Source organism: Curtobacterium sp. 179-B 9B NHS, from assembly GCF_045370965.1.
Taxonomy (GTDB): domain Bacteria; phylum Actinomycetota; class Actinomycetes; order Actinomycetales; family Microbacteriaceae; genus Curtobacterium.
Window position 1 is genome coordinate 75,692 of the sequence record NZ_JBIQDQ010000004.1, and the last position, 22,960, is coordinate 98,651.

At 72.2% G+C, this 22,960-nt stretch carries 19 protein-coding genes and 1 tRNA gene; 17 read left to right on the forward strand and 3 right to left on the reverse strand.

Features of this window, described 5'->3' with window-relative positions:
* Positions 1-113: 113 nt before the first annotated feature.
* The gene (gene pyk / locus ACH0A8_RS05630; RefSeq protein WP_066654495.1) at positions 114-1,559 is read left to right on the forward strand and encodes a pyruvate kinase; all 1,446 of its coding nucleotides are present in this window, start codon (positions 114-116) and stop codon (positions 1,557-1,559) included.
* Between the two features lie 325 nt (positions 1,560-1,884).
* Positions 1,885-2,961, forward strand: coding sequence for a VIT1/CCC1 transporter family protein (locus ACH0A8_RS05635; RefSeq protein ID WP_251155024.1), 1,077 nt, complete (start codon positions 1,885-1,887; stop codon positions 2,959-2,961).
* Between the two features lie 88 nt (positions 2,962-3,049).
* On the opposite strand, the gene ACH0A8_RS05640 is transcribed toward ACH0A8_RS05635, so the two are convergent.
* Positions 3,050-3,622, reverse strand: coding sequence for an HdeD family acid-resistance protein (locus ACH0A8_RS05640; protein ID WP_158407755.1), 573 nt, complete (start codon positions 3,620-3,622; stop codon positions 3,050-3,052).
* A gap of 223 nt (positions 3,623-3,845) precedes the next feature.
* On the opposite strand from ACH0A8_RS05640, the gene ACH0A8_RS05645 reads away from it, so the two are divergent.
* From ACH0A8_RS05645 to ACH0A8_RS05655, 3 genes are read left to right on the forward strand one after another with little or no spacing between them, the layout of a single operon-like run.
* Positions 3,846-5,387, forward strand: coding sequence for an aldehyde dehydrogenase family protein (locus ACH0A8_RS05645; protein ID WP_066654488.1), 1,542 nt, complete (start codon positions 3,846-3,848; stop codon positions 5,385-5,387).
* Positions 5,387-5,800 (forward strand): DUF779 domain-containing protein, encoded by a 414-nt coding sequence (locus ACH0A8_RS05650; RefSeq protein ID WP_406906787.1) that lies wholly within the window; start codon positions 5,387-5,389, stop codon positions 5,798-5,800. The genes ACH0A8_RS05645 and ACH0A8_RS05650 overlap by 1 nt, the downstream gene beginning before the upstream one ends.
* Before the next feature lie 54 nt (positions 5,801-5,854).
* Positions 5,855-7,063 carry a GAF domain-containing protein gene (locus ACH0A8_RS05655; protein ID WP_251159772.1) on the forward strand — a complete coding sequence of 403 codons (1,209 nt, stop codon included), beginning with the start codon at positions 5,855-5,857 and terminating at the stop codon, positions 7,061-7,063.
* A gap of 84 nt (positions 7,064-7,147) precedes the next feature.
* Here the strand turns inward: ACH0A8_RS05655 and ACH0A8_RS05660 are convergent, their stop codons facing one another.
* Positions 7,148-7,696, reverse strand: a complete 549-nt coding sequence (locus tag ACH0A8_RS05660) for a hypothetical protein (protein WP_251155021.1) — start codon at positions 7,694-7,696, stop codon at positions 7,148-7,150.
* A gap of 149 nt (positions 7,697-7,845) precedes the next feature.
* On the opposite strand from ACH0A8_RS05660, the gene ACH0A8_RS05665 reads away from it, so the two are divergent.
* From ACH0A8_RS05665 to ACH0A8_RS05690, 6 genes are all read left to right on the forward strand, one after another.
* Complete coding sequence (locus tag ACH0A8_RS05665) at positions 7,846-8,529, forward strand: response regulator transcription factor (protein ID WP_406906788.1); 684 nt, start codon at positions 7,846-7,848, stop codon at positions 8,527-8,529.
* Positions 8,526-10,139, forward strand: coding sequence for an ATP-binding protein (locus tag ACH0A8_RS05670; RefSeq protein WP_406906789.1), 1,614 nt, complete (start codon positions 8,526-8,528; stop codon positions 10,137-10,139). The genes ACH0A8_RS05665 and ACH0A8_RS05670 overlap by 4 nt, the downstream gene beginning before the upstream one ends.
* Complete coding sequence (locus tag ACH0A8_RS05675; protein WP_406906790.1) at positions 10,136-10,693, forward strand: MOSC domain-containing protein; 558 nt, start codon at positions 10,136-10,138, stop codon at positions 10,691-10,693. The genes ACH0A8_RS05670 and ACH0A8_RS05675 overlap by 4 nt, the downstream gene beginning before the upstream one ends.
* A 41-nt stretch (positions 10,694-10,734) precedes the next feature.
* Positions 10,735-10,815, forward strand: a tRNA-Leu gene (locus ACH0A8_RS05680).
* Positions 10,816-10,992: 177 nt separating this feature from the next.
* Positions 10,993-11,598, forward strand: a complete 606-nt coding sequence (locus ACH0A8_RS05685; RefSeq protein WP_022903868.1) for an ANTAR domain-containing response regulator — start codon at positions 10,993-10,995, stop codon at positions 11,596-11,598.
* Positions 11,599-11,896: 298 nt separating this feature from the next.
* A complete protein-coding gene (locus ACH0A8_RS05690; RefSeq protein ID WP_251155018.1) occupies positions 11,897-12,367 on the forward strand; it encodes a GNAT family N-acetyltransferase in 471 nt (156 codons plus the stop codon).
* A gap of 4 nt (positions 12,368-12,371) precedes the next feature.
* Here the strand turns inward: ACH0A8_RS05690 and ACH0A8_RS05695 are convergent, their stop codons facing one another.
* A complete protein-coding gene (locus ACH0A8_RS05695) occupies positions 12,372-12,797 on the reverse strand; it encodes a PaaI family thioesterase (protein WP_066658268.1) in 426 nt (141 codons plus the stop codon).
* Positions 12,798-12,852: 55 nt separating this feature from the next.
* On the opposite strand from ACH0A8_RS05695, the gene polA reads away from it, so the two are divergent.
* The 6 genes from polA (at position 12,853) to ACH0A8_RS05725 (ending at position 22,940) form a co-directional block, all read left to right on the forward strand.
* The gene (polA, locus tag ACH0A8_RS05700; protein WP_406906791.1) at positions 12,853-15,525 is read left to right on the forward strand and encodes a DNA polymerase I; all 2,673 of its coding nucleotides are present in this window, start codon (positions 12,853-12,855) and stop codon (positions 15,523-15,525) included.
* A gap of 236 nt (positions 15,526-15,761) precedes the next feature.
* Positions 15,762-17,441, forward strand: a complete 1,680-nt coding sequence (locus ACH0A8_RS05705; protein WP_406906792.1) for a DUF885 domain-containing protein — start codon at positions 15,762-15,764, stop codon at positions 17,439-17,441.
* 249 nt (positions 17,442-17,690) lie between these two features.
* Positions 17,691-19,166: a 30S ribosomal protein S1 gene (gene rpsA / locus ACH0A8_RS05710; RefSeq protein ID WP_066654468.1), complete on the forward strand. Its 1,476-nt coding sequence runs from the start codon at positions 17,691-17,693 to the stop codon at positions 19,164-19,166.
* A gap of 89 nt (positions 19,167-19,255) precedes the next feature.
* Positions 19,256-19,858 (forward strand): dephospho-CoA kinase, encoded by a 603-nt coding sequence (gene coaE, locus ACH0A8_RS05715; RefSeq protein ID WP_066654460.1) that lies wholly within the window; start codon positions 19,256-19,258, stop codon positions 19,856-19,858.
* A 96-nt stretch (positions 19,859-19,954) separates the two neighbouring features.
* Positions 19,955-22,027: an excinuclease ABC subunit UvrB gene (gene uvrB, locus ACH0A8_RS05720; protein ID WP_066658265.1), complete on the forward strand. Its 2,073-nt coding sequence runs from the start codon at positions 19,955-19,957 to the stop codon at positions 22,025-22,027.
* Complete coding sequence (locus ACH0A8_RS05725) at positions 22,017-22,940, forward strand: SDR family NAD(P)-dependent oxidoreductase (protein WP_406906793.1); 924 nt, start codon at positions 22,017-22,019, stop codon at positions 22,938-22,940. The genes uvrB and ACH0A8_RS05725 overlap by 11 nt, the downstream gene beginning before the upstream one ends.
* Positions 22,941-22,960 lie beyond the last annotated feature (20 nt).

Sequence of the window (22,960 nt, forward strand, 5' to 3'; positions counted from 1 at the left end):
TCCACCGATGAGCAGCAGGCCACCGGCACTCGATAGGGTGCTGGTGGCCTGCTCTCGTTCCGCGCGGCCCCACAGCGCGGAAACCGGCACCACCCACCACACGAAGGAATCCATTGAGACGCGCAAAGATCGTTTCGACGCTCGGTCCGGCTACGTCGGACTACGAGACCGTCAAGGAGATCATCGAAGCGGGCGTCGACGTCGCCCGCCTCAACCTCAGCCACGGTGACTACAGCGTCCACGAGGCCAACTACGAGAACGTCCGTCGCGCCGCGGAGGACCTCGGCAAGCCGGTCGCGATCCTCGTCGACCTGCAGGGTCCGAAGATCCGTCTGGCGAAGTTCGCCGACGGTCCGCACGAGCTCGCGGTCGGTGACGTCTTCACGATCACGACCGAGGACGTCCCCGGCTCGAAGGAGATCTGCGGCACGACGTTCAAGGGCCTGCCGCAGGACGTCAAGCCCGGTGACCCGCTGCTCATCGACGACGGCCGTGTGCGCCTGCGCGTGCTCGACACCGACGGCGTGCGTGTCCGCACCGAGGTCGTCGTCGCCGGTACGGTCTCGAACAACAAGGGCATCAACCTGCCCGGCGTCGCCGTCAACGTCCCCGCGCTGAGCGAGAAGGACGAGGCGGACCTCCGCTGGGCGATCCGTCAGGGCGCCGACCTCATCGCGCTGTCGTTCGTCCGCAACGCCTCGGACGTCGTCCGCGCCCACGAGATCATGGACGAGGAGGGCAAGCGCCTCCCGATCATCGCCAAGGTCGAGAAGCCGCAGGCCGTCGACGCCCTCGAGGAGATCATCGACGCCTTCGACAGCATCATGGTCGCCCGTGGTGACCTCGGCGTGGAGCTCCCGCTCGAGGCCGTCCCGATCGTGCAGAAGCGCGCCGTCGAGCTGTCCCGCCGCATGGCGAAGCCGGTCATCGTCGCGACGCAGATGCTCGAGTCGATGATCTCGTCGCCGATCCCGACCCGCGCCGAGACCTCCGACGTCGCGAACGCCGTCCTCGACGGCGCGGACGCCGTCATGCTCTCGGGCGAGACCAGCGTCGGCGAGTACCCGGTGCAGACGGTCCGCACCATGGCCCGCATCGTCGAGTCGACCGAGGACCACGGCCTCGAGCGCATCGCGCCGCTCGGCACGAAGCCGCGCACGCTCGGTGGCGCGATCACGCTCGCCGCGGTCGAGATCGCCGAGTTCACCGAGGCGTCGTACCTCTGCGTCTTCACCGAGTCCGGCGACTCGGCCCGCCGCATGTCCCGACTGCGCCACGGCCTGCCGATCATCGCCTTCACCCCGAACGAGGCCACGCGTCGCCGCATGGCGCTCACCTGGGGCGTCCGCTCGTTCCTCGTGGAGCGCAAGACGCACACCGACGAGCTGTTCTCGCAGGTCGACGACGTGCTGCTCGCGAACGGCCTCGCCGCCCCCGGCGACCGGGTCATCGTGACGGCCGGCTCGCCCCCCGGACTCGAGGGTTCGACGAACGACCTGCGCGTGCACCGCGTCGGCGACGCGCACGCCGAGGCGGCTCCCGCCTACGTGCGGGACTGACACCGGTCACCGCACCCGGTCACCACGCCGACAGGGCGCGGACGGGAGGCACGGCGCAACACCGCGCACGGCCTCCGGTCCGCGCCCTGTCGCGTGTCCGCCCGTGCGTCGCGTCGAGTCACCGGCGTGCCGACACGCCGGCGTCGCCGCGAGACGGGCCGGAGCGAGCGACACGCCGCCGGATCTGGCGGCGTCTCGTCGGGACGGCGGCGTCTCGTGGGGACGGCGGCGTCTCGCCCGGTCCGCGGCGGTCTCGACACGCAGGAACCGGCCACCCGCGGTGCGGCGCGACCGCGCGTCGGGCCGAGCGGGCAGGATCGGTGCTGTGAGCCTCCAGGACGACCGCCCCACCGCACCCACCGCAGCGGACGTCCGCCGCTGGCGCCGCTACCTGGCGGACGAGCGGGCGGAGGCCGCGGTCTACCGGAACCTGTCGACCCGCAGGACCGGAGAGGAACGCGAGATCCTCGCCGCACTCGCCGACGCCGAGGGCCGGCACGAGCAGCACTGGCTCGACCTGCTCGGTGACGACGTCGGGCGGCCGCTCCGCGGCAGCCTCCGCACCCGCGTCCTCGCCGCGCTCGCGAAGCGGTTCGGTTCCGTGTTCGTCCTGGCGCTCATGCAGCGTGCCGAGGACCGTTCGCCCTACGCCGACGACGACGACGCGACCGCGCGCATGGCGGCCGACGAGCGGATCCACGGCGAGGTCGTCCGCGGCCTCGCGAACCGCGGGCGCATGCGGTTGTCCGGCACCTTCCGCGCAGCGGTGTTCGGCGCCAACGACGGACTCGTCTCGAACCTCGCGCTGATCATCGGCATCAGTGCCTCGGGCGCCGATCGGCACTTCGTGCTGCTCAGCGGCATCGCCGGGCTGCTCGCCGGCGCGCTGTCCATGGGGGCGGGGGAGTACGTCTCGGTGCGGTCCCAACGCGAGCTGCTCGACGCCTCCGCACCCCACCCCGAGGCCGGGCGCGCGGTGGCCGACCTCGACGTCGACGCGAACGAGCTCGCGTTGGTCTACCGGGCCCGGGGCATGGACGAGGCCGCGGCGCAGGAGCACGCGGCCGAGGTCCTCGGCGGTCGAACGGTCACGGCAGCCGCCGCGACCGACGACCACGAGGCGGTGGGGAGCGGCACGAGTGCGGCGGTGTCGAGCTTCTGCTTCTTCGCCTCGGGCGCGATCATCCCCGTGCTGCCGTACCTGTTCGGGCTCGAGGGCTGGCCGGCGATCGTGCTCGCGGCCGTGCTGGTCGGCATCGCGCTCCTCGGCACCGGCGCGGTCGTCGGCGTGCTCAGCGGCGCGTCGCCGCTGCGGCGGGCGCTGCGCCAGCTCGCGATCGGCTTCGGCGCCGCCGTCGTGACGTACGGCCTCGGCCTGCTGTTCGGGACGGGCAGCGCGTAGCCGTCACCCGGCCAGGCCTGCTGTTCGGGACCGGCAGCGCGGAGTCTGCACCCGGTCGGCGGTCACCGGTCGTCGGGGCTGGCGACCCTCACCGCCGGTCGGTGCGACCGGTGCCGACCGCCTCACGGCGGACCGCAGCGCGCGGCGGCAGCAGGAGGAGCGCGGCCGCGCCGACGCCGATCAGCGCGATGCCGGAGAACACCGTGAAGACCGACAGCGCGAGCGCCGGCGCGACGAGCACGACCACGCCGCCGATGCACGACAGCAGGCCGCTCACCACGGTCGGCGATCGCGAGGAACCGGGGTGGCCCACGACGGCACCGACGAGCGCGGCGACGCCCTCCACGAGGAACCCCACCCCGGCCAGCACCGCGTAGACGAGGAGCGGGACGGCGGGAGCGAGGAGCGCGACGAGTCCCGCCACCCCGACGAGCCCGCCGACGGCACCCGCCGTCCACCGCCACACCGCGGACGTCCCGTGCCCGCGGACCGCGGCGACCACGCGCATCGTGCCGGCGACCACGAGGTAGACGCCGAAGACGAGGGCGACGAGCACGATCGACGGCGCGGGCCAGACGACGGCCACGATGCCGAGCACGATCGCGACGACGGCCGTGGCGACGACGAACGCACGGAAGGACCGCACGGCGCGAGAGTCCACGGGTGCCCCTTCCGCTCGGTCCGCGAGGACACCGACGGTACCCGGGGGCGGTCGCCGGTGTCCGGGGGAGGCCGCGGGCGCTCTGGGGAGGTCACGGGCGCCCGGGGCGGTCGCCGGCGCCCGGGGTCGCCACCCGGCGCAATCGCTTGCAACCCCCGGCGTCGTACCGTCGCCGCAGGTGCTGGACCAGCGCCACCGACAGCGTCGTCGAAAGGTGTCCACCATGACCATCGCAGCATCGCCATCGACCTACGCCGCACCCGGCGAGGACGGGGCGCTCGTCTCCTACCGTTCCCGGTACGACCACTTCATCGGCGGCGAGTACGTCCCGCCCGCCGGCGGCCGGTACTTCGAGAACCCCACGCCGGTGACGGGCAGGGTCTTCACCGAGGTCGCCCGGGGGGACTCGACCGACGTCGACCGGGCGGTGGAGGCCGCCTGGAGGGCCTTCCCCGCCTGGTCGCGCACGAGCGTCGCCGAGCGCGCCGGCATCCTCAACCGGATCGCCGACCGGATGGAGGCGCACCTCGAGGAGCTCGCGGTCGCCGAGACCTGGGAGAACGGCAAGCCGATCCGCGAGACCCTCGGCGCGGACATCCCGCTCGCCGTCGACCACTTCCGCTACTTCGCCGGGGCGATCCGCGCGCAGGAGGGCTCGACGGGGGAGATCGACCACGACACCGTCGCCTACCACTTCCACGAACCGCTCGGCGTCGTCGGGCAGATCATCCCGTGGAACTTCCCGATCCTCATGGCGGTGTGGAAGCTCGCGCCCGCCCTCGCCGCCGGCAACTGCGTCGTGCTCAAGCCCGCGGAGCAGACGCCGGCATCGATCCACGTGCTGGTGGAACTGATCCGCGACCTCGTGCCCGCCGGGGTCCTCAACGTCGTGAACGGGTTCGGCATCGAGGTCGGCGCGCCGCTCGCCCAGCACCCGGACATCCGCAAGGTCGCCTTCACGGGGGAGACCACCACCGGCCGGCTCATCATGCAGTACGCCTCGCAGAACCTGATCCCGGTGACGCTCGAGCTCGGCGGGAAGAGCCCCAACGTGTTCTTCGCCGACGTCGCGCAGGAGCGGGACTCCTTCTACGACAAGGCCCTCGAGGGGTTCGCGTTCTTCAACCTCAACCAGGGCGAGGTCTGCACGTGCCCGTCCCGGGCGTTGGTGGCGCGCGAGATCTACGACGGGTTCGTCGCGGACGGGCTCGACCGGGTGCGCGCGGTCAAGCAGGGACACCCGCTGGACCCGGCGACGATGATCGGTGCGCAGGCGTCGAACGACCAGCTCGAGAAGATCCTGAGCTACATCGACATCGGGAAGCAGGAGGGGGCGAAGCTGCTGACGGGCGGCGAGCGGGCGGACCTCGGCGGTGACCTGTCCGGCGGCTACTACGTGCAGCCCACCGTCTTCGAGGGCGACAACGCCATGCGCATCTTCCAGGAGGAGATCTTCGGCCCCGTGCTCGCGCTCACCAGCTTCGACGGCTACGACGACGCCATACGGATCGCCAACGACTCCCTCTACGGGCTGGGTGCCGGGGTCTGGAGCCGCGAGGCGACGACGCTCTACCGCGCCGGGCGTGACATCCAGGCCGGTCGCGTGTGGTCGAACACCTACCACCAGTACCCGGCCGGAGCGGCCTTCGGCGGGTACAAGCAGTCCGGCATCGGGCGCGAGAACCACAAGATGATGCTCGAGCACTACCAGCAGACGAAGAACCTGCTCGTGTCGTACGCCGACGGTCCGATGGGCTTCTTCTGATGCCCGACCCGGACCGCCCGGCCGCGGCGCGCGTCGCGGTGACGCCGGCGGCGGGGGAGCTCCTGCGCTCCCTCGCCGCCCGGCACGGGCCGCTCATGTTCCACCAGTCCGGCGGCTGCTGCGACGGGTCGAGCCCGATGTGCTACCCGGTCGGGATGTTCCGGACGGGGCCGGCCGACGTGCTCCTCGGCGCGCTCGACGTCGACGGTGCCGGCCCCGTCGAGGTCTGGATGTCACGCGCGCAGTTCGAGTACTGGAAGTACACGCACCTGACGATCGACGTGGTCGACGGTCGGGGCGCGGGCTTCTCGCTCGAGGTGCCGGAGGGCAAGCGGTTCCTCACGCGGTCGCGCATGCTCACCGACGACGAGCTCGACGACCTCGGTCTGGTCCTCGCGGACCACCGGACGTAGGCTGACCCCGTCGACCGCGACGACGCGGCGGACGTCTCGTCACGAGGAGGCCCGATGCGCGCACCCGCGGGGCTCCGTCCGCTCGTCGCCGCGTCCTGGCGTCGTTGTGCCCGGGTCGACCCGGACGACCGGCCGTCGCTGGCGCTGGGGCCCGACGAGCTCGACGCGCTCCGCCGCCACGGGCCGCTCGGGACGGCACTGCCCGTGGTGCGGCGGCTGCTGCTCGACGACGTGCGGTCCGCGGGGTGCGTCGTCGCCGTCACCGACGCCGCCGGGCGTCTCGTCTGGGTCGACGGCGCGCGTCCCGCCCGCAGCGCAGCCGAGGACATGGGCTTCCTGCCGGGTGCGGACTGGGCGGAGGAGCGCGCGGGCACGAGCGCGCCCGGTACGGCCCTGCGGCTCGACCGGGCGGTGCAGATCCACGCGGACGAGCACTGGGCGACCGCCGTCAAGGCCTTCTCGTGCACGGCGGTGCCGCTCCACGACCCGACCGGCGCCGTCGTCGGGGCGCTCGACATCACCGGCGACGCGCGCGCGGTCGAACGCCACACCCTGCCGCTCCTCGTCGCCACGGCCGCGGTGGCCGAGGCGGAACTGGCACTCCGGGCGGTGCAGGGCCTCCGCACCCCCGGACCGACCGGGGACGTGCCCCGTGGACGCGGCCGCGGTGCGCCGTGTCCGGCCGTCGGACTGGCCCTCCTCGGCTCGGACACCGCGACACTGACCTCCGACGGGCGCACGGTCCGGCTGTCGGAACGGCACTCGGAGATCCTCGCGGTGCTCGCATCGACGCCCGGCGGCCTCGCGGCGGCGGACCTGGCGGTCGCCGTGTACGGCGACCGCGGTGCCGTCACCACGCTCCGTGCCGAGGTGGTGCGCCTGCGTCGCGTGCTCGCGGCGCACGCCCCCGGTGCGACGGTGACCTCGCGACCGTACCGACTCCAGGGGCTGCGGACGGACGTCGACTCCGTCCTGTCCGCGCTCGACCGCGGGGCGCGCCTCCAGGCCGTCGACCGGTACGTCGGCCCGGTCCTGCCCGGTTCCGTCTCGCCGGGCGTCGACGACCTGCGCGACCGGGTCAGGACGCGGTTCCGTGAGGCGCTCGTCGCCGACGGCGGCGTCGAGGCGCTCCAGGCGTGGGCGCGGACGGCGGACGGCGCCGCCGACGCGCAGGTGCTGCGCGCGCTGCTCGCGGTCCTGCCGCCGCGGTCGCCGCGTCGGTCGGCCCTGGTGGCGGCGATCGAGGCGCTCGACGGATCGTGACGGGCGACCCGGCCCGGCCGGGAGGCGCGCCACGCGTCGACCGTCCGGCCGACGACGCGCGCCTCCCGCACCGGGTCGTCCCGCTCAGGACCCGGAGGTCGGTGCCGGGGTGGCAGAGCCGTCCGTGCCGCCGTCCCGGTCCGGCTGCGGCGGCTCCGGGGCGTCCGTGCCCTTCGGCGGCGTGGGTGCGTCGCTCTCCTCCGGCTTCGGCGCGTTCCCGTCCTTCGGCTTCGGCGCGTCGGAGCCCGTGGGCGGCTTCGGGGCGTCCGCGCCCTCCGGCGGGGCGGGGACGGCGCCGTCCTTCGGCTTCGGGGCGTCGCCGGCCGCGGGCGGAGCTGCCACGCAGCCCGGAGCCGGAGCGGCGCCCTCCGCGCCCTTCGCGCCGGGACCGGGGGCACCCTTCGTGCCCGGAGTGGGAGCACCGGAGGGTGCACCACTCGGTGCGCCGCTCGGCGCTCCCGTCGGTGCGCTCGTGGCACTCGGTGCGCCGGAGCCGTCCGCGACGGCAGCGGTGACGCCGAGCCCGCCGAGGAGCAGCGCCGCGGCGGCCGCGGAACCGATCCCCACGCGACGCAGGGTGCGCCGACGGCGGTCGGGCGCGGTGACGGGCTGGTCGTGTCGTTCGTCCTGCATGGTGTGCCTTCCGTGTCGGTGTCGGCGGACCGGGCCGGTCCGGCGACGAGGACGACGGTCGAGCTCGAACCTGAAGCAGGACTGAAGCACAGGCTCCGTCCAGCGTCCTCCATGCTGCTTGCGGGCAGTGCCCACCTACCGTGTCCGCCGTGAACGCACCCGCACGTGTCCTGGTGGTCGAGGACGACGACTCCCTCCGCACCGCCGTGGCCGCGACCCTGCGCGCCGAGGGGTTCGTCGTGACCGAGGCCACCGACGGCCGGGCGATCGCCGAGGACCTCGACCGCGCCGCTCCCGACCTCGTCCTGCTGGACTGGATGCTGCCCGGACCGAGCGGCATCCTGCTCGCGGCACGGATCCGGACGCGGTCGGACGCCGCCGTCGTGATGATGACCGCCCGCGACGAGCTCGACGACCGGCTGCGCGGCTTCGCCGAGGGGGCCGACGACTACGTGGTGAAGCCGTTCGCGATGGCCGAGCTCGTGGCACGCGTCACGGCCGTGCTCCGCCGCCGCGGTCGGGTCCCGTCGGTGATCGAGGTCGGCGACCTCGTGCTCGACCCGGAGGGCGCGACCGTGCGACGCGCCGGCGTCCTGCTCGACCTGACGGCCACCGAGTTCCGGCTGCTGCGGTTCCTCGCCGAGAGCCGTGGCCGGACCGTCTCCAAGGGGCAGATCACGACGCAGGTGTGGGGCTACGAGGACATCGCGCCGAACCTGGTCGAGGTCCACCTCAGCGCACTCCGCCGCAAGATGGAGGTGCACGGTCCCCGGCTCGTGCACACGGCCCGCGGGCTCGGGTACCGGCTCTCCGTCGACCGGGGCGCGGCGTGACCGCGGTCGACCGACGGCTGCGCACGTCCTCGCTGCGACTGCGGACCGTGGTCGCGGTGCTCGTGCTGCTCGCGGTGCTGCTGGCCGGGCTCGTCGTCGCGGTCGAGGCGGTGCTCGGCGCGCGACTGCGTGCACAGGTCGAGGACCGACTGCGGGACCGGGCTGCCGCCGCTGCCGCACTCGTGGGGGTGCTCGACGCGGACGACCTCGCCGACCGCTTGTCGGCGCAGGGCCTCTCGGTGCGGATCGTGCAGCCCGACGGCGCCGCGGTCGAGGCCGGGCCGACACCCGACCAGCTGCGCTCCGGACCGCCCGACCCCGGGCAGCTCCCGGGTCCGGCGCCGCGCGACCGGTCGTCCTCCAGCGGCTCGACCGGGGCTGCCGACGCCGGTGCACCGGCGTCGTCCGGTGCGACGGCGTCGTCGGGTGCGTCGGCGTCCTCCGGTGCGACGGCGTCCTCCGGTGCATCGGCGTCCTCCGGTGCGACGGTGGTGTCGTCGCGTGCCAGTGAGGACGACGGCGTGCTCACACTCCGGTCCGTCCTCGACGACGGCACACGCATCACGCTGACCGCCGGCACCCGCGACGTGCAGGAGACCCTGACGCAGCTCGGCTGGGTGATGGGCGGTGCGTCCGCGGTGTTCCTGGGTGTCGCCGTGGTCGGAGTGGTCCTGGTCGTGCGTCGCGCGCTGCGTCCGCTCGACGAGGTCACCGCGACGGCCCGTTCGATCGCCGACGGTGACCGTGGTCGGCGGTTGCGCCCTGCCAGGACGGACACCGAGATCGGCCGCGTCGCCGCCGCGTTCGACGAGATGCTCGACGCCGTCGAGGGTGCCGAGGCGCAGGCCGTGGCCGCCGAGGAACGGGTCCGGGGCTTCCTGTCGGACGCCGCACACGAGCTCCGCACGCCCGTCGCCGGCGTCCGCGCGGCGGCGGACACGCTGGTCCGGAGCGGTGGTGACGAGCCGGCGACGACCGAGGTGCTCGCGGTGCACGTCGTCCGCCAGGCCGACCGCGCGGCGCGCCTCGTCGACGACATGCTCACGATGGCGCGACTCGACCGGGGGATCGCGCTCGACCGGCGGCCGACCGACCTCGTCCCGTGGCTGCGCGCCGAGGTCGACCGACTCGAGCTCCGGCTGCCGGGGATCACCCTGCACCCCGGACTCCCGACCGAGCCCGTCCCGGTCGAGGTCGACGCCGACCGACTCGCGCAGGTGCTCGGCAACCTCGTCGACAACGCGGCGCGGGCCACGGGCGGGACGGGGACGGTGCGGCTGACCCTCGGCACGGACGCGGACGAGGCGTCGCTCGTGGTCGAGGACGACGGGCCCGGCATCCCCGTCGACGACCGGGAGCGCGTGTTCGACCGGCTCGTCCGACTGGGGGAGTCGCGGGACGTCCGGTCGGGTGGTGCCGGACTCGGCCTGCCGATCGCCCGCGGCATCGCGGTCGCCCACGGTGGCACGCTCGTCCACGACGACGACGGGGCGCTCGGCGGCGCGCGGTTCGTGCTCCGTCTGCCCCGCGCGACCCGCGCCGTCGACCCCGGGTCGGGCGCGGACCGGGGTGTCGCTCCGGCCCCGGTGTCTGCCACGATGGGGACGTGAGCGCTCATCAGGAGAACGGACGGATCGTCGCGGTGAGCCGCGACGCCGAGCACCGCTTCAGCAAGCCCGTCGTCGAGGAGATCACCCTCGTCGCGGGGTGGGGCGTCGACGGCGACGCGCACGCCGGGACGACCGTGCAGCACCGCTCCCGCATCGCCAGGGACCCGTCACAGCCGAACCTGCGGCAGGTCCACCTGCTCCACGCCGAGGTGTTCGACGAGGTCGCCGCCTCCGGGCACACCGTCGTGCCGGGGGACATGGGGGAGAACGTCACGACCCGCGGCGTCGACCTGCTCGGACTGCCGACCGGGGCCCTGCTCCACCTCGGTGACGCGGCCTGTGTGCGCGTGACCGGGCTCCGGAACCCGTGCCAGCAGATCAACGACTTCGACCCGGGGCTGCTGCGCGCGGTCCTCGGCCGGGCGGAGGACGGCACCGTGGAGCGCAAGGGCGGCGTGATGGGCGTCGTCGTGACGGGGGGCGTCGTCCGCGCGGGCGACGCCGTCCGGGTCGAGCTGCCCGAGGGAGCGCTGCAACCGCTCGCCCCGGTGTGAGGACCGGGGGCGGGGCCGGGCCCTGCTAGCCTGGAGCCCTCGCGAGTGTGGTGGAACGGTAGACACGGGGCACTCAAAATGCTCTGCCTCACGGCGTGCGGGTTCGAGTCCCGCCACTCGTACAAGGTCGCTCACGGCGTGCGGGGCTGGGCGCACCGAGCGTCCCGCCACTCGTACAAGGTCGCTCACGGCGTGCGGGGCTGGGCGCACCGAGCGTCCCGCCACTCGTACAGAAGTTCGTCGAACCGCGCATCCACAGCTGACGGAAGCCACGCGCTCCGTCTAGTAGGCTCTCGGTCGTGAGTGACACAGAAGCAACCCCCGCAGCACCGCGTCGCGTCGTCGTCGCCGAGGACGAGTCGCTCATCCGTCTCGACATCGTCGAGATCCTCCGCGACAACGGGTTCGACGTGGTCGGGGAAGCCGGCGACGGTGAGACCGCCGTCCAGCTCGCGACCGACCTGCGCCCGGACCTCGTCGTCATGGACGTCAAGATGCCCCAGCTCGACGGCATCTCCGCTGCCGAGAAGCTCTCCAAGAACCACATCGCTCCGGTGGTCCTCCTCACGGCGTTCAGCCAGAAGGACCTCGTCGAGCGCGCGACCGAAGCCGGTGCCCTGGCCTACGTCGTGAAGCCCTTCACCCCGAACGACCTGCTCCCCGCGATCGAGATCGCCCTCTCGCGGCACCAGCAGATCATCACGCTCGAGGCCGAGGTCGCCGACCTCGTCGAGCGGTTCGAGACCCGCAAGCTCGTCGACCGCGCCAAGGGCCTGCTCAACGAGAAGATGGGCCTCACCGAGCCCGAGGCGTTCCGCTGGATCCAGAAGGCATCGATGGACCGTCGTCTGACGATGCACGACGTCGCGAAGGCGATCATCGAGCAGCTCAGCGCCAAGAAGTAACGAGCAACCGCTCGCTCACGCGGAGAGCGCCGCCGGACACCGTCCGGCGGCGCTCTCCGCGTTCCGGACCCCGCGGACGTCGGTGCACGGGTACGGGCCGACATCGCGCCGGTCGATCGTCACGTGCAACGTCGGAGGATGCGCCTGCACCGGGTGCGCGCGCATCGTGCGACACCGCACCTGTCGAACGACGCGTTCCGTGTCGGAGACCGCGTGCAGCGGCAGGGCCGCGGCAGAGCGCCGGACGGGAGGCGCGGGTCGGCCCCGCCGCAGCCGCGCCACGTGGCAGGGTGGGGGCATGGACGACGTGGTGATCCGTGCCTCCCGGCCGGAGGACATGCCGACGGTGGCCGACCTGCGTTGGCGGTGGAGCGTCGAGGAAGACGGCGCCGTGCCCACGGTGACGCCCGACGAGTACCGCGAGGCAATGTCGGCCTTCGCCGCCGAGCACGCCGACTCGCACCGGTGCGTGGTCGCGGAGCGCGTCGGGGAGGTGCTGGGGATGGCGTGGCTCGCCGTGCACCCGCGGCCGCCGGCGCCGCACCGGCCGCGCGGACGCGTGACCGCCGAGTTGCAGACCGTCTACGTGCACCCCGACCTGCGCGGCGGGGGCGTCGCCGGACGCCTGGTCACGGCCCTGCTCGACATCGCCGACGAACTCGGCGCGGAGCGCACCGCGGTGCACTCCAGCGTCGCCGGTGAGACGCTCTACCGTCGGCTCGGGTTCGGCGATGCCCGCCTGCTGCTGCAGCGACCGCCCGAGGACTGAACCGCTAGCGCCGCTCGCGGATCATGTTCGTGATCCGCACGGTGGAGCAGCGTCGGCCCTCGTCGTCGGTGAGCACGATCTCGTGCGTGGTGAGCGTGCCGCCGAGGTGGATCGCCGTGCAGGTCCCCGTGACCCGGCCGCTCGTCGCACTGCGGGAGTGCGACGCACTGAGCTCGATGCCGACCGCGTAGCGGCCGGGCCCGGCGTGCACGTTCGCAGCCATCGACCCGAGGCTCTCGGCGAGCACGACGTACGCTCCGCCGTGCAGCAGCCCGACCGGCTGGCGGTTGCCCTCGACGGGGATCGACCCGACGGCACGCTCCGCGCTCAGCTCGGTGATCTCCATGCCCATCTTCGTGGCGAGCTCGCCCGTGCCGCGGTCGGAGAGTCGCTCGTCGACGGCTCCGGAGGCGGTCGGTTCGTGGGTCACGTCGTCGGTCACGCTCGCGGACTCCCGTGTCGGATGGCGTCGGTAGGCTGTCCGGGTGTCGGACTCCGCAAAGCCTACCCTCATGGTCATCGACGGCCACTCGCTCGCCTTCCGGGCCTTCTACGCACTGCCGGTCGACAGCTTCGTGAACCGCGAGGGGCAGCACACGAACGCCATCCACGGCTTCATCTCGATGCTGCTCATGCTCCTGCAGCGCGAGAAGCCGACCCACCTGGCGGTCGCGTTCGACATCTCCCGCTTCTCCTTCCGCACCCGCGAGTACGAGGACTACAAGGGCACCCGCTCGGAGACCCCGCCCGAGTTCAAGGGCCAGATCCCGCTCCTGCAGCAGGCGCTCGAGGCGATGGGCATCACGACGGTGACGAAGGAGGACTACGAGGCCGACGACATCCTCGCCACCTTCGCGCGACAGGGTGCCGAGCAGGGGTACCAGGTGTACGTGGTCTCGGGTGACCGCGACTCGATCCAGCTCGTCAACGACGACGTCACGCTGCTGTACCCGTCGGTCCGCGGCGTCTCCGAGCTCACGCGCTACGACCGCGACAAGGTGTACGAGCGGTACGGCATCGAGCCGCACCAGTACCCGGACATCGCGGCGCTCGTGGGGGAGACCAGCGACAACCTGATCGGCATCGACAAGGTCGGCGAGAAGACCGCGGTCAAGTGGGTGACCGCGTACGGCTCCCTCGACGGTGTCCTCGAGCACGCCGACGAGATCAAGGGCGTCGTCGGGAACAACCTCCGCGAGCAGAAGGACCGGGCGATCCGGAACCGCAGGCTGAACCGGCTCGTGAACGACGTCGAGCTGCCCGTCGGACCGGCCGACGTCGCCCTCCGCCCGCTGGACGAGCAGGCCGTCCGCGACCTCTTCGCCAAGCTGCAGTTCCGCACGCTGCTCGACCGGGTCTTCAAGGTCGCCGGTACCGGTGAGCCGAGCGAGGCGAGCGATGCTCCCGGCTCGGTCGACAGCGGCGCGCCGACCCCGCCGAAGGTCACCACGGTCATCGACGAAGAGCTCGGGTACTGGCTCGAGCGCAAGGGTGCGAACGACGCCGAGAACGGGTTCGGCGTCGCGGTCGAGGTCATCGACGGCCGGCTCAGCGCGATCGGCATCGCGACCCACGACGACGCCGTCCTGGTGCCCGGCGGCAGCGGCGCGAAGGACTACGAGCAGCTCGCCGCGTGGTTCGCCTCCGACGCCCCGAAGCACTTCCACGACGCCAAGGCCGCCATCAAGGCGCTCGGCACGGTCGGCATCACGGTGCGGGGCATCGCCGGGGACGCCCGCATCACCGGGTGGCTCGCGCAGCCGGGCAAGCAGGGGCAGCCCCTCGCCGACCTCGTGTACCAGGAACTCGGCGAGGAGCTGCCGACCGCCGACCCGAACCAGCTCGTCCCCGAGACCGAACCGGTCAACGTCGGCGTGCACGCCTGGTACGTCCTGCGGGTCGACACCGCGCTGCGCTCCCGCGTCGACGAGTCCTCGCTGCGGGTGCTCGACACGATCGAGCTGCCGCTCGTCCCGGTGCTGGCGGGCATGGAGACCATCGGTGTCGGTATCGACCGCCCGGTCCTGACCGGGCTGTCGCACGACCTGGGGGAGCGCGCCGCCGAGCTCGCGCAGCAGGCCTTCGCCGAGATCGGCCACGAGGTGAACCTCGGCTCGCCGAAGCAGCTGCAAGAGGTCCTGTTCACCGAGCTCGCGATGCCGAAGACCCGCAAGACGAAGACCGGCTTCTCGACCGACGCGGCGAGCCTGGCCGACCTGCAGGAGCAGCACCCGCACCCGTTCCTCGGACTGCTGCTGCAGCACCGCGACGCCACGAAGCTCCGGCAGATCGTCGACACGCTCGACGCCGCGGTCGTCGACGGACGCATCCACACCCGCTACGAGCAGACCGGCACGAGCACCGGCCGGGTCTCGTCGACGGACCCCAACCTGCAGAACATCCCGGTCAAGACCGCCGTGGGTCGCCGCATCCGGTCGGCCTTCGCGGTCGCCGAGCCGTACACGACGCTCGTGACCGCCGACTACTCGCAGATCGAGATGCGCATCATGGCGCACCTGTCCGGCGACCCGGGGCTCATCCAGGCATTCAACGAGGGCGAGGACCTGCACCGCTTCGTCGGTGCCCGGGTGTTCTCGGTCGAGCCGGCGGACGTCACCCCCGAGATGCGCACGAAGGTGAAGGCGATGTCGTACGGCCTGGCCTACGGCCTCAGCCCGTTCGGCCTGTCGAAGCAGCTCCGCATCGAGCAGTCCGAGGCGCGCACGCTCATGAACGAGTACTTCGCCCGCTTCGGTGCGGTGCGCGACTACCTCCGGGGCGTCGTCGAGCAGGCCCGCGAGGACGGCTACACCGAGACGATCTTCGGTCGCCGGCGTCCGTTCCCGGACCTGAAGAGCCCGAACCGCGTGCTCCGCGAGAACGCCGAGCGCGCGGCGCTGAACGCGCCGATCCAGGGGTCTGCCGCCGACATCATGAAGATCGCGATGCTCGGCGTCGACGAGGACCTCCGCGAGGGGGCGCTCGAGTCGCACCTGCTGCTCCAGGTGCACGACGAGCTCATCCTCGAGGTCGCTCCCGGCGAGCAGGAGCGCGTCGAGGAGATCCTGCGCACCCGGATGGGCGCGGCTGCCGAGCTGAGCGTCCCGCTCGACGTGTCGGTCGGCGTCGGCCCGAACTGGGAGTCCGCGGCGCACTGACGCCGGTCGGTCGCGACGCGGCCACGTCACGGACGGGAGGCGCGGTGCCGGCTGGCACCGTGCCTCCCGTCCGTCGTCCAGACAGCTCGCGCGCCGCGGTCGCGTCGAGACGCCGCGGTTGCGTCGAGACGCCGCCAGATCCGGCGGCGTCTCGCTCACCGGAGGGCGTCTCGTGTCGACGCCCCCGTCCCGCCGTCCGCAGCTCCGCCTGCCGGGCCGCTCGGTAGGGTCGGGGCATGAGCGAAGACCGACCCGTCCGCCAGCCGTCCGCCGTCGACCGCGTCGCCGAGGACTGGGTGTCCACCCTCGTCGACCTCGACCCGACCGTCGCCACGTACATCGGGGTCCCCGGGCGCACCGACGGCTACGGCGACACCTCGCCCGCCGGCGCCGACGCCCTCGCCGACGCCGCACGTTCCGCGCGCCGGGCCCTCGACGCCGCCGAGTCGACGGACGACGTCGACCGGGTGACGAAGACCGACCTCGGAGCGGAGCTCGACCTGGTCGTGGAGTCGCACGAGCGGAAGCTGCACCTGCGGGACCTCAACGTGATCGCGAGCCCCGCGCAGGAGTTCCGCGACGTCCTCGACCTGATGCCGACCGCGACCACCGACGACTGGCAGGACGTCGCGGGGCGCCTGCACGCGCTGCCGGACGCCCTGGAGGGCTACCGCGAGACCCTGCTGCAGGGCACGCGCGAGCAGGTCACGCCCGCCGCGCGCCAGGTCGCACTCATCGCCGAGCAGGCCGCGCGCAACGGTGCCGAGGACGGGTTCTTCCGCCAGCTCGTCGACGGCGCCGCGCTCGAGGGCGGCGCACCGCTGCCCGAGTCGCTCCGCGGCGAGCTGGTGCGCGGCGCCGAGGTCGCGGCGGCCGCGTACCGGTCGTTCGGCGGCTTCCTCGAGCACGAGCTGCTGCCCCTGGCGACCCCGGTCGACGCGGTCGGTCGCGAGGACTACGAGCTGCACTCCCGACGCTTCCTGGGTGCCGTCGTCGACCTCGACGAGACGTACGAGTGGGGCATCGAGGAGCTCGCCCGGATGCGCGACGAGCAGGAGCGCATCGCGGACCGCATCGAGTCCGGCGCCTCGGTGGCGCGCGCGATCGAGGTCCTCGACGCCGACCCCGCCCGCATCCTGCACGGCACCGACGCCCTGCAGCGGTGGATGCAGGAGACCAGTGACGCGTCGATCCGCGCGATGGACGGGGAGTACTTCGACATCGCCGACCCGATCAAGCGCCTGGAGTGCCGGATCGCCCCGACGCAGGAGGGTGGGATCTACTACACCGGCCCCTCCGACGACTTCTCGCGTGCGGGCAGGATGTGGTGGTCGGTGCCGCAGGGCGTCACGGAGTTCGGCACGTGGCGTGAGAAGACGACGGTCTACCACGAGGGCGTGCCCGGTCACCACCTGCAGATCAGCCAGGCGGTCTACAACCGCGGGGAGCTCAACACGTGGCGTCGGCAGCTGGCCGGACCGTCCGGGCACGTCGAGGGCTGGGCCCTCTACGCCGAGCGGCTCATGGAGCAGCTCGGGTTCCTCGACGACGACGGGGACCGCCTCGGCATGCTCGACGGCCAGCGGATGCGGGCGGCCCGCGTGGTGCTCGACATCGGTGTGCACCTGCAGAAGACCAACCCCGACGGCGGTGGCTGGACGTGGGAGTACGCGCTCGACTTCATGGGCCGGAACGTCAACATGGCGCCGGAGTTCGTGCAGTTCGAGGTCGCCCGGTACTTCGGGTGGCCGGGGCAGGCACCGTCCTACAAGGTCGGGCAGCGCGTCTGGGAGTCGATCCGCGACGAGCTCGCCGCACGCGAGGGCGCCGCGTTCGACCTGAAGGCCTTCCACCACCGGGCGCTCGCACTCGGCGGGGTCGGCCTGGACACGCTCCGGAGCGCGCTGCTCGACTGACGGCGTGACGGGTCGACGGACGGGAGGCGCGTGGCGGGGTCGCCGCGTGCCTCCCGTCCGTCCTCCGGTCACCCCGCGACACGCGACACGCCCGGTTGTGGGGCCCGCGGCCCTGCGGCTAGACTCAATCGGCGCAATCCGCGCCAACCAACCACTGCCATGACGGCTCGCACCGACGTTCGGTGCGGACCAGGGGGTCGCTCCCTCGCCGTCACGGCCCGACTCATGTCCGTTCGGAGCAATCTCTACATGACAACCACCACGACCAAGGCTCCCAAGCAGGTCGCCATCAACGACATCGGCTCGGCTGATGACTTCCTGGCCGAGGTCGAGAAGACCCTCAAGTTCTTCAACGACGGCGATCTGATCTCCGGAACCGTCGTGAAGATCGACCGCGACGAGGTCCTCCTCGACGTCGGCTACAAGACCGAGGGTGTCATCCCCTCGCGCGAGCTCTCGATCAAGCACGACGTCGACCCCAACGAGGTCGTCGAGGTCGGCGACGAGGTCGAGGCCCTGGTCCTCCAGAAGGAGGACAAGGAAGGCCGCCTCATCCTGTCGAAGAAGCGTGCGCAGTACGAGCGTGCGTGGGGCGACGTCGAGAAGATCAAGGAGTCCGACGGCGTCGTGACCGGCACGGTCATCGAGGTCGTCAAGGGCGGTCTCATCGTCGACATCGGCCTCCGTGGCTTCCTCCCGGCCTCGCTCATCGAGCTGCGTCGCGTCCGCGACCTGACCCCGTACCTGGGCCAGGAGCTCGAGGCGAAGATCCTGGAGCTCGACAAGAACCGCAACAACGTGGTCCTCTCCCGCCGCGCCCTGCTCGAGCAGACGCAGTCCGAGTCGCGCACCACCTTCCTCAACAACCTCCACAAGGGCCAGGTCCGCAAGGGCATCGTGTCGTCGATCGTCAACTTCGGTGCGTTCGTCGACCTGGGCGGCGTCGACGGTCTCGTCCACGTCTCCGAGCTCTCCTGGAAGCACATCGAGCACGCCAGCGAGGTCGTCGAGGTCGGTCAGGAAGTCACTGTCGAGATCCTCGAGGTGGACCTGGACCGCGAGCGCGTGTCGCTCTCGCTCAAGGCCACGCAGGAGGACCCGTGGCAGGTCTTCGCCCGCACCCACGCGATCGGTCAGATCGCACCGGGCAAGGTCACGAAGCTCGTGCCGTTCGGTGCCTTCGTCCGCGTCGCCGACGGCATCGAGGGTCTCGTCCACATCTCGGAGCTCTCGAACAAGCACGTCGAGCTCGCCGAGCAGGTCGTCTCCGTCGGTGACGAGGTCTTCGTCAAGATCATCGACATCGACCTCGACCGTCGTCGCATCTCGCTCAGCCTCAAGCAGGCGAACGAGGGCGTGGACCCGGAGGGCACCGAGTTCGACCCGGCGCTCTACGGCATGCCGACCGAGTACGACGACCAGGGCAACTACAAGTACCCCGAGGGCTTCGACCCGGAGACCAACGAGTGGCTCGAGGGCTACGACACCCAGCGCACCGAGTGGGAGGGCCAGTACGCGGCCGCCCAGTCGCGCTGGGAGGCCCACAAGGCGCAGGTCGCGAAGACCATCGCGGACGAGGAGAAGGGTGGCTTCGACCTCCCCGCCTCGGCCTCGAGCTCGTCCTCGTCCTCGTCGACCTTCTCGAGCGAGTCGAACGGTCAGGGCACCCTGGCCGACGACGCCTCGCTCGCGGCGCTCCGCGAGAAGCTCAGCTCGAACAACTGATCGAGCGGGTCGCACGTCCCGGAAGCCCGGTACCCCTGAGGGGGTGCCGGGCTTCCGGCGTTCCACGACGTCCTCGGTAACCTGGACCGGTGCGCATCATCGGTCTGACAGGCGGCATCGCCGCGGGCAAGTCCACCGTCTCCCGTCGCTGGGCGGAGCACGGGGCGGTCGTCGTCGACGCCGACCGGCTCGCGCGGCAGGCGGTCGCTCCGGGCAGCCCCGGGCTCGCCCGTGTCGTGGAACGGTTCGGGACGGGCGTGCTCGCCCCCGACGGCGCGCTCGACCGGGCCGCCCTGGGCAGCATCGTCTTCTCCGACGCCTCGGCGCGGAAGGACCTCGAGGGGATCACCCACCCGGAGGTGTGGCGGCTCGCACGGGGAGCGTTCGACGCTGCCGAGGCCGCTGATCCGGAAGCCGTCGTCGTCTACGACGTCCCGCTCCTCGCCGAGGCCCGGGGGAGTCGGCCGATCCGGTTCGACGCGGTCGTCGTCGTGGACGCCCCTGCGGCGCAGCGGGTCGGACGACTCGTCGAGCACCGGGGCATGCCGCGTGACGAGGCCGAGCGACGTGTGGCGGCCCAGGCGTCGGACGCCGAGCGGCTCGCCCTCGCCGACCACGTCGTCGACGCGACCGGATCGCTCGAGGACACCCTGCGGTCCGCCGACGCGGTGTGGGACCGCATCGCGTCCTGAACGGGCCCAGCAGGCCCGGGTACCCGCTCAGCTGTGGGCGATCAGGGCCGTCGGGTGTCAGGGGGCGCGACTACCGTTGTCCCCATGGCAGTGTCGATCCAGCCCACCCGGGCGATCCGTCCCTTCGAGGTGATCAGCGAGTACTCGCCGAGCGGTGACCAGCCGGCGGCGATCGCCGAGCTCGCCGGTCGGATCAACGCGGGTGAGACCGACGTCGTGCTGCTCGGCGCGACCGGTACCGGCAAGTCGGCGACCACCGCGTGGCTGATCGAGCAGGTCCAGCGGCCGACGCTCGTGCTCGCGCACAACAAGACCCTGGCCGCGCAGCTGGCGAACGAGTTCCGCGGGCTCCTGCCGAACAACGCGGTCGAGTACTTCGTCTCGTACTACGACTACTACCAGCCCGAGGCGTACGTCCCGCAGACGGACACCTTCATCGAGAAGGACTCGTCGGTCAACGCGGAGGTCGAGCGGCTCCGGCACTCGACGACGAACTCGCTGCTCAGCCGGCGCGACGTCGTGGTGGTGTCGACCGTGTCCTGCATCTACGGCCTCGGCACGCCCGAGCAGTACATGAACGCGTCGATCGCGCTCCACGTCGGCCAGACGATCTCCCGCGACCAGCTCGTGCGCAAGTTCGTCGGCATGCAGTACCAGCGCAACGACGTCGACTTCGCCCGCGGCACCTTCCGCGTCCGCGGCGACACCATCGAGATCATCCCGATGTACGAAGAGCACGCGATCCGCATCGAGATGTTCGGTGACGAGATCGAGGCGCTCACCTCGCTGCACCCGCTGACCGGCAACGTCATCGCGGACCTGCCCGGTGTCTCGATCTTCCCGGCGTCGCACTACGTCGCCGACACCGACGTCATGCACCGGGCGATCGAGCGGATCAAGGACGAGCTGGCCGACCGACTCGCCGAGCTCGAGGGCCAGGGCAAGCTGCTCGAGGCCCAGCGGCTCCGCATGCGCACGACCTTCGACATCGAGATGATGGAGCAGATCGGCTTCTGCTCCGGCATCGAGAACTACTCGCGCCACATGGACGGGCGCGATGCGGGCGAGGCGCCGCACTGCCTCATCGACTACTTCCCGGACGACTTCCTCATCGTGATCGACGAGTCGCACGTGACCGTGCCGCAGATCGGTGCGATGTACGAGGGTGACGCCTCCCGCAAGCGCACGCTCGTCGAGCACGGCTTCCGTCTGCCGAGCGCGCTCGACAACCGACCGTTGACGTGGGAGGAGTTCCTCGAGCGCGTCGGGCAGAAGGTCTACCTGTCGGCGACCCCGGGCAAGTACGAACTCGGCGTCACCGACAGCGTCGTCGAGCAGATCATCCGTCCGACGGGTCTGGTCGACCCCGAGATCGTCGTGAAGCCGAGCGACGGCCAGATCGACGACCTGCTCGAGGAGATCAAGCTGCGCGTCGAGCGTGACGAGCGCGTGCTCGTCACGACCCTGACCAAGCGGATGGCCGAGGAACTCACGGACTTCCTCGGCAACGCCGGCGTCCGCGTGCGGTACCTGCACTCCGACGTCGACACCCTGAAGCGTGTCGAACTGCTGACGGAGCTGCGCCAGGGCGTGTACGACGTGCTCGTCGGCATCAACCTGCTGCGCGAGGGCCTCGACCTGCCCGAGGTGTCCCTCGTGGCGATCCTCGACGCCGACAAGGAAGGGTTCCTGCGGTCGTCGACATCCCTCATCCAGACGATCGGCCGTGCCGCCCGCAACGTGTCGGGCCAGGTGCTCATGTACGCCGACAAGATCACCGACTCCATGCGCCAGGCGATCGACGAGACCGATCGGCGCCGCGAGAAGCAGGTCGCCTACAACCTCGAGCACGGCATCGACCCGCAGCCCCTCCGCAAGAAGATCGCCGACATCACCGAGGTGCTGCAGCGCGAGAGCGACGACACCAAGGCGCTGCTCGAGGGTCGCCCGGGTTCCGACGGCCGCCGGTCGCCCACGCCGAACCTGCGGCGCGAGGGCATCGCGGGAGAGGGCGCGACCCAGCTCGAGGCGACGATCGCCGACCTCAACGACCAGATGCTGCAGGCCGCGGCCGAGCTGAAGTTCGAGCTGGCGGCACGGCTCCGTGACGAGGTGCAGGACCTGAAGAAGGCCCTGCGACAGATGGAGTCCGCCGGGCATGTCCGCTGACACCTCCGGGACCGCGCGGCGGACCGTCGTCGTCACGGGTGCCAGCGCCGGCCTGGGCTACCACGCAGCCGAGCAGCTCGCGGCACAGGGCCACCGGGTCGTGCTCGCCACGCGGAACCCCGAGCGTGCCGCCGCTGCCGAGCGCAGCATCCGGAAGCACGTCGACGACGCCGCGCTCGTGCACCTGCACCTCGACCTGGCCGACCTCGACAGCGTGCGTGCCGCGGCCGTGCGGCTCCGGGAGCTCGGCCCCGTGCACGCCCTGCTCAACAACGCCGGCGTGGTCGGATCGGCTCGCCCGCAGCGCACCGCGCAGGGCTTCGAACTGCAGGTCGGCACGAACCACCTCGGACACTTCGCCTGGACGGCGCTGGCGCTGCCGGCCCTCGACCAGGACGCCGGGCGTGTGGTGCACCTCGGCTCCATCGCGCACCGCCTCACGACGCTCGACCGGACGGATCCGCTCGCGGTCGGCCGCTACGAGGGCCACCGCCAGTACGCCAGGAGCAAACTCGCGGTGATGCTGTTCGGCTTCGAGCTCGCGCAGCGGCTCGGCGACGCCGGCTCGCGGGTGCGCAGCGTCGTCGCGCACCCCGGGCTGGCACTCGACGCCGCCGCCCCGCCCCGACCGGACGTCGCACCGACGCGGTCCGAACCGGCGTGGATGCGAGCGGGCTCGGGCTGGGTGGCGCAGGGCAAGGACGCCGGGGCGTGGCCGCTCGTGCACGCCGCCGTCGGTGAGGACGTCCGCTCGGGGGAGTACTGGGGGCCGGCCGGCCCGCTCCAGTTCGCCGGTCGTCCGGCCCTCGTCCCGGCGCGCCCGCGTGCCCACGACCGCACCGTCGCTGCGCGCCTCTGGACGGCGAGCGAACAGGCGACCGGCGTCGCGTTCGCTCTCGACGCACTCGGCTAGACCGCCACGCCCGGACGGAT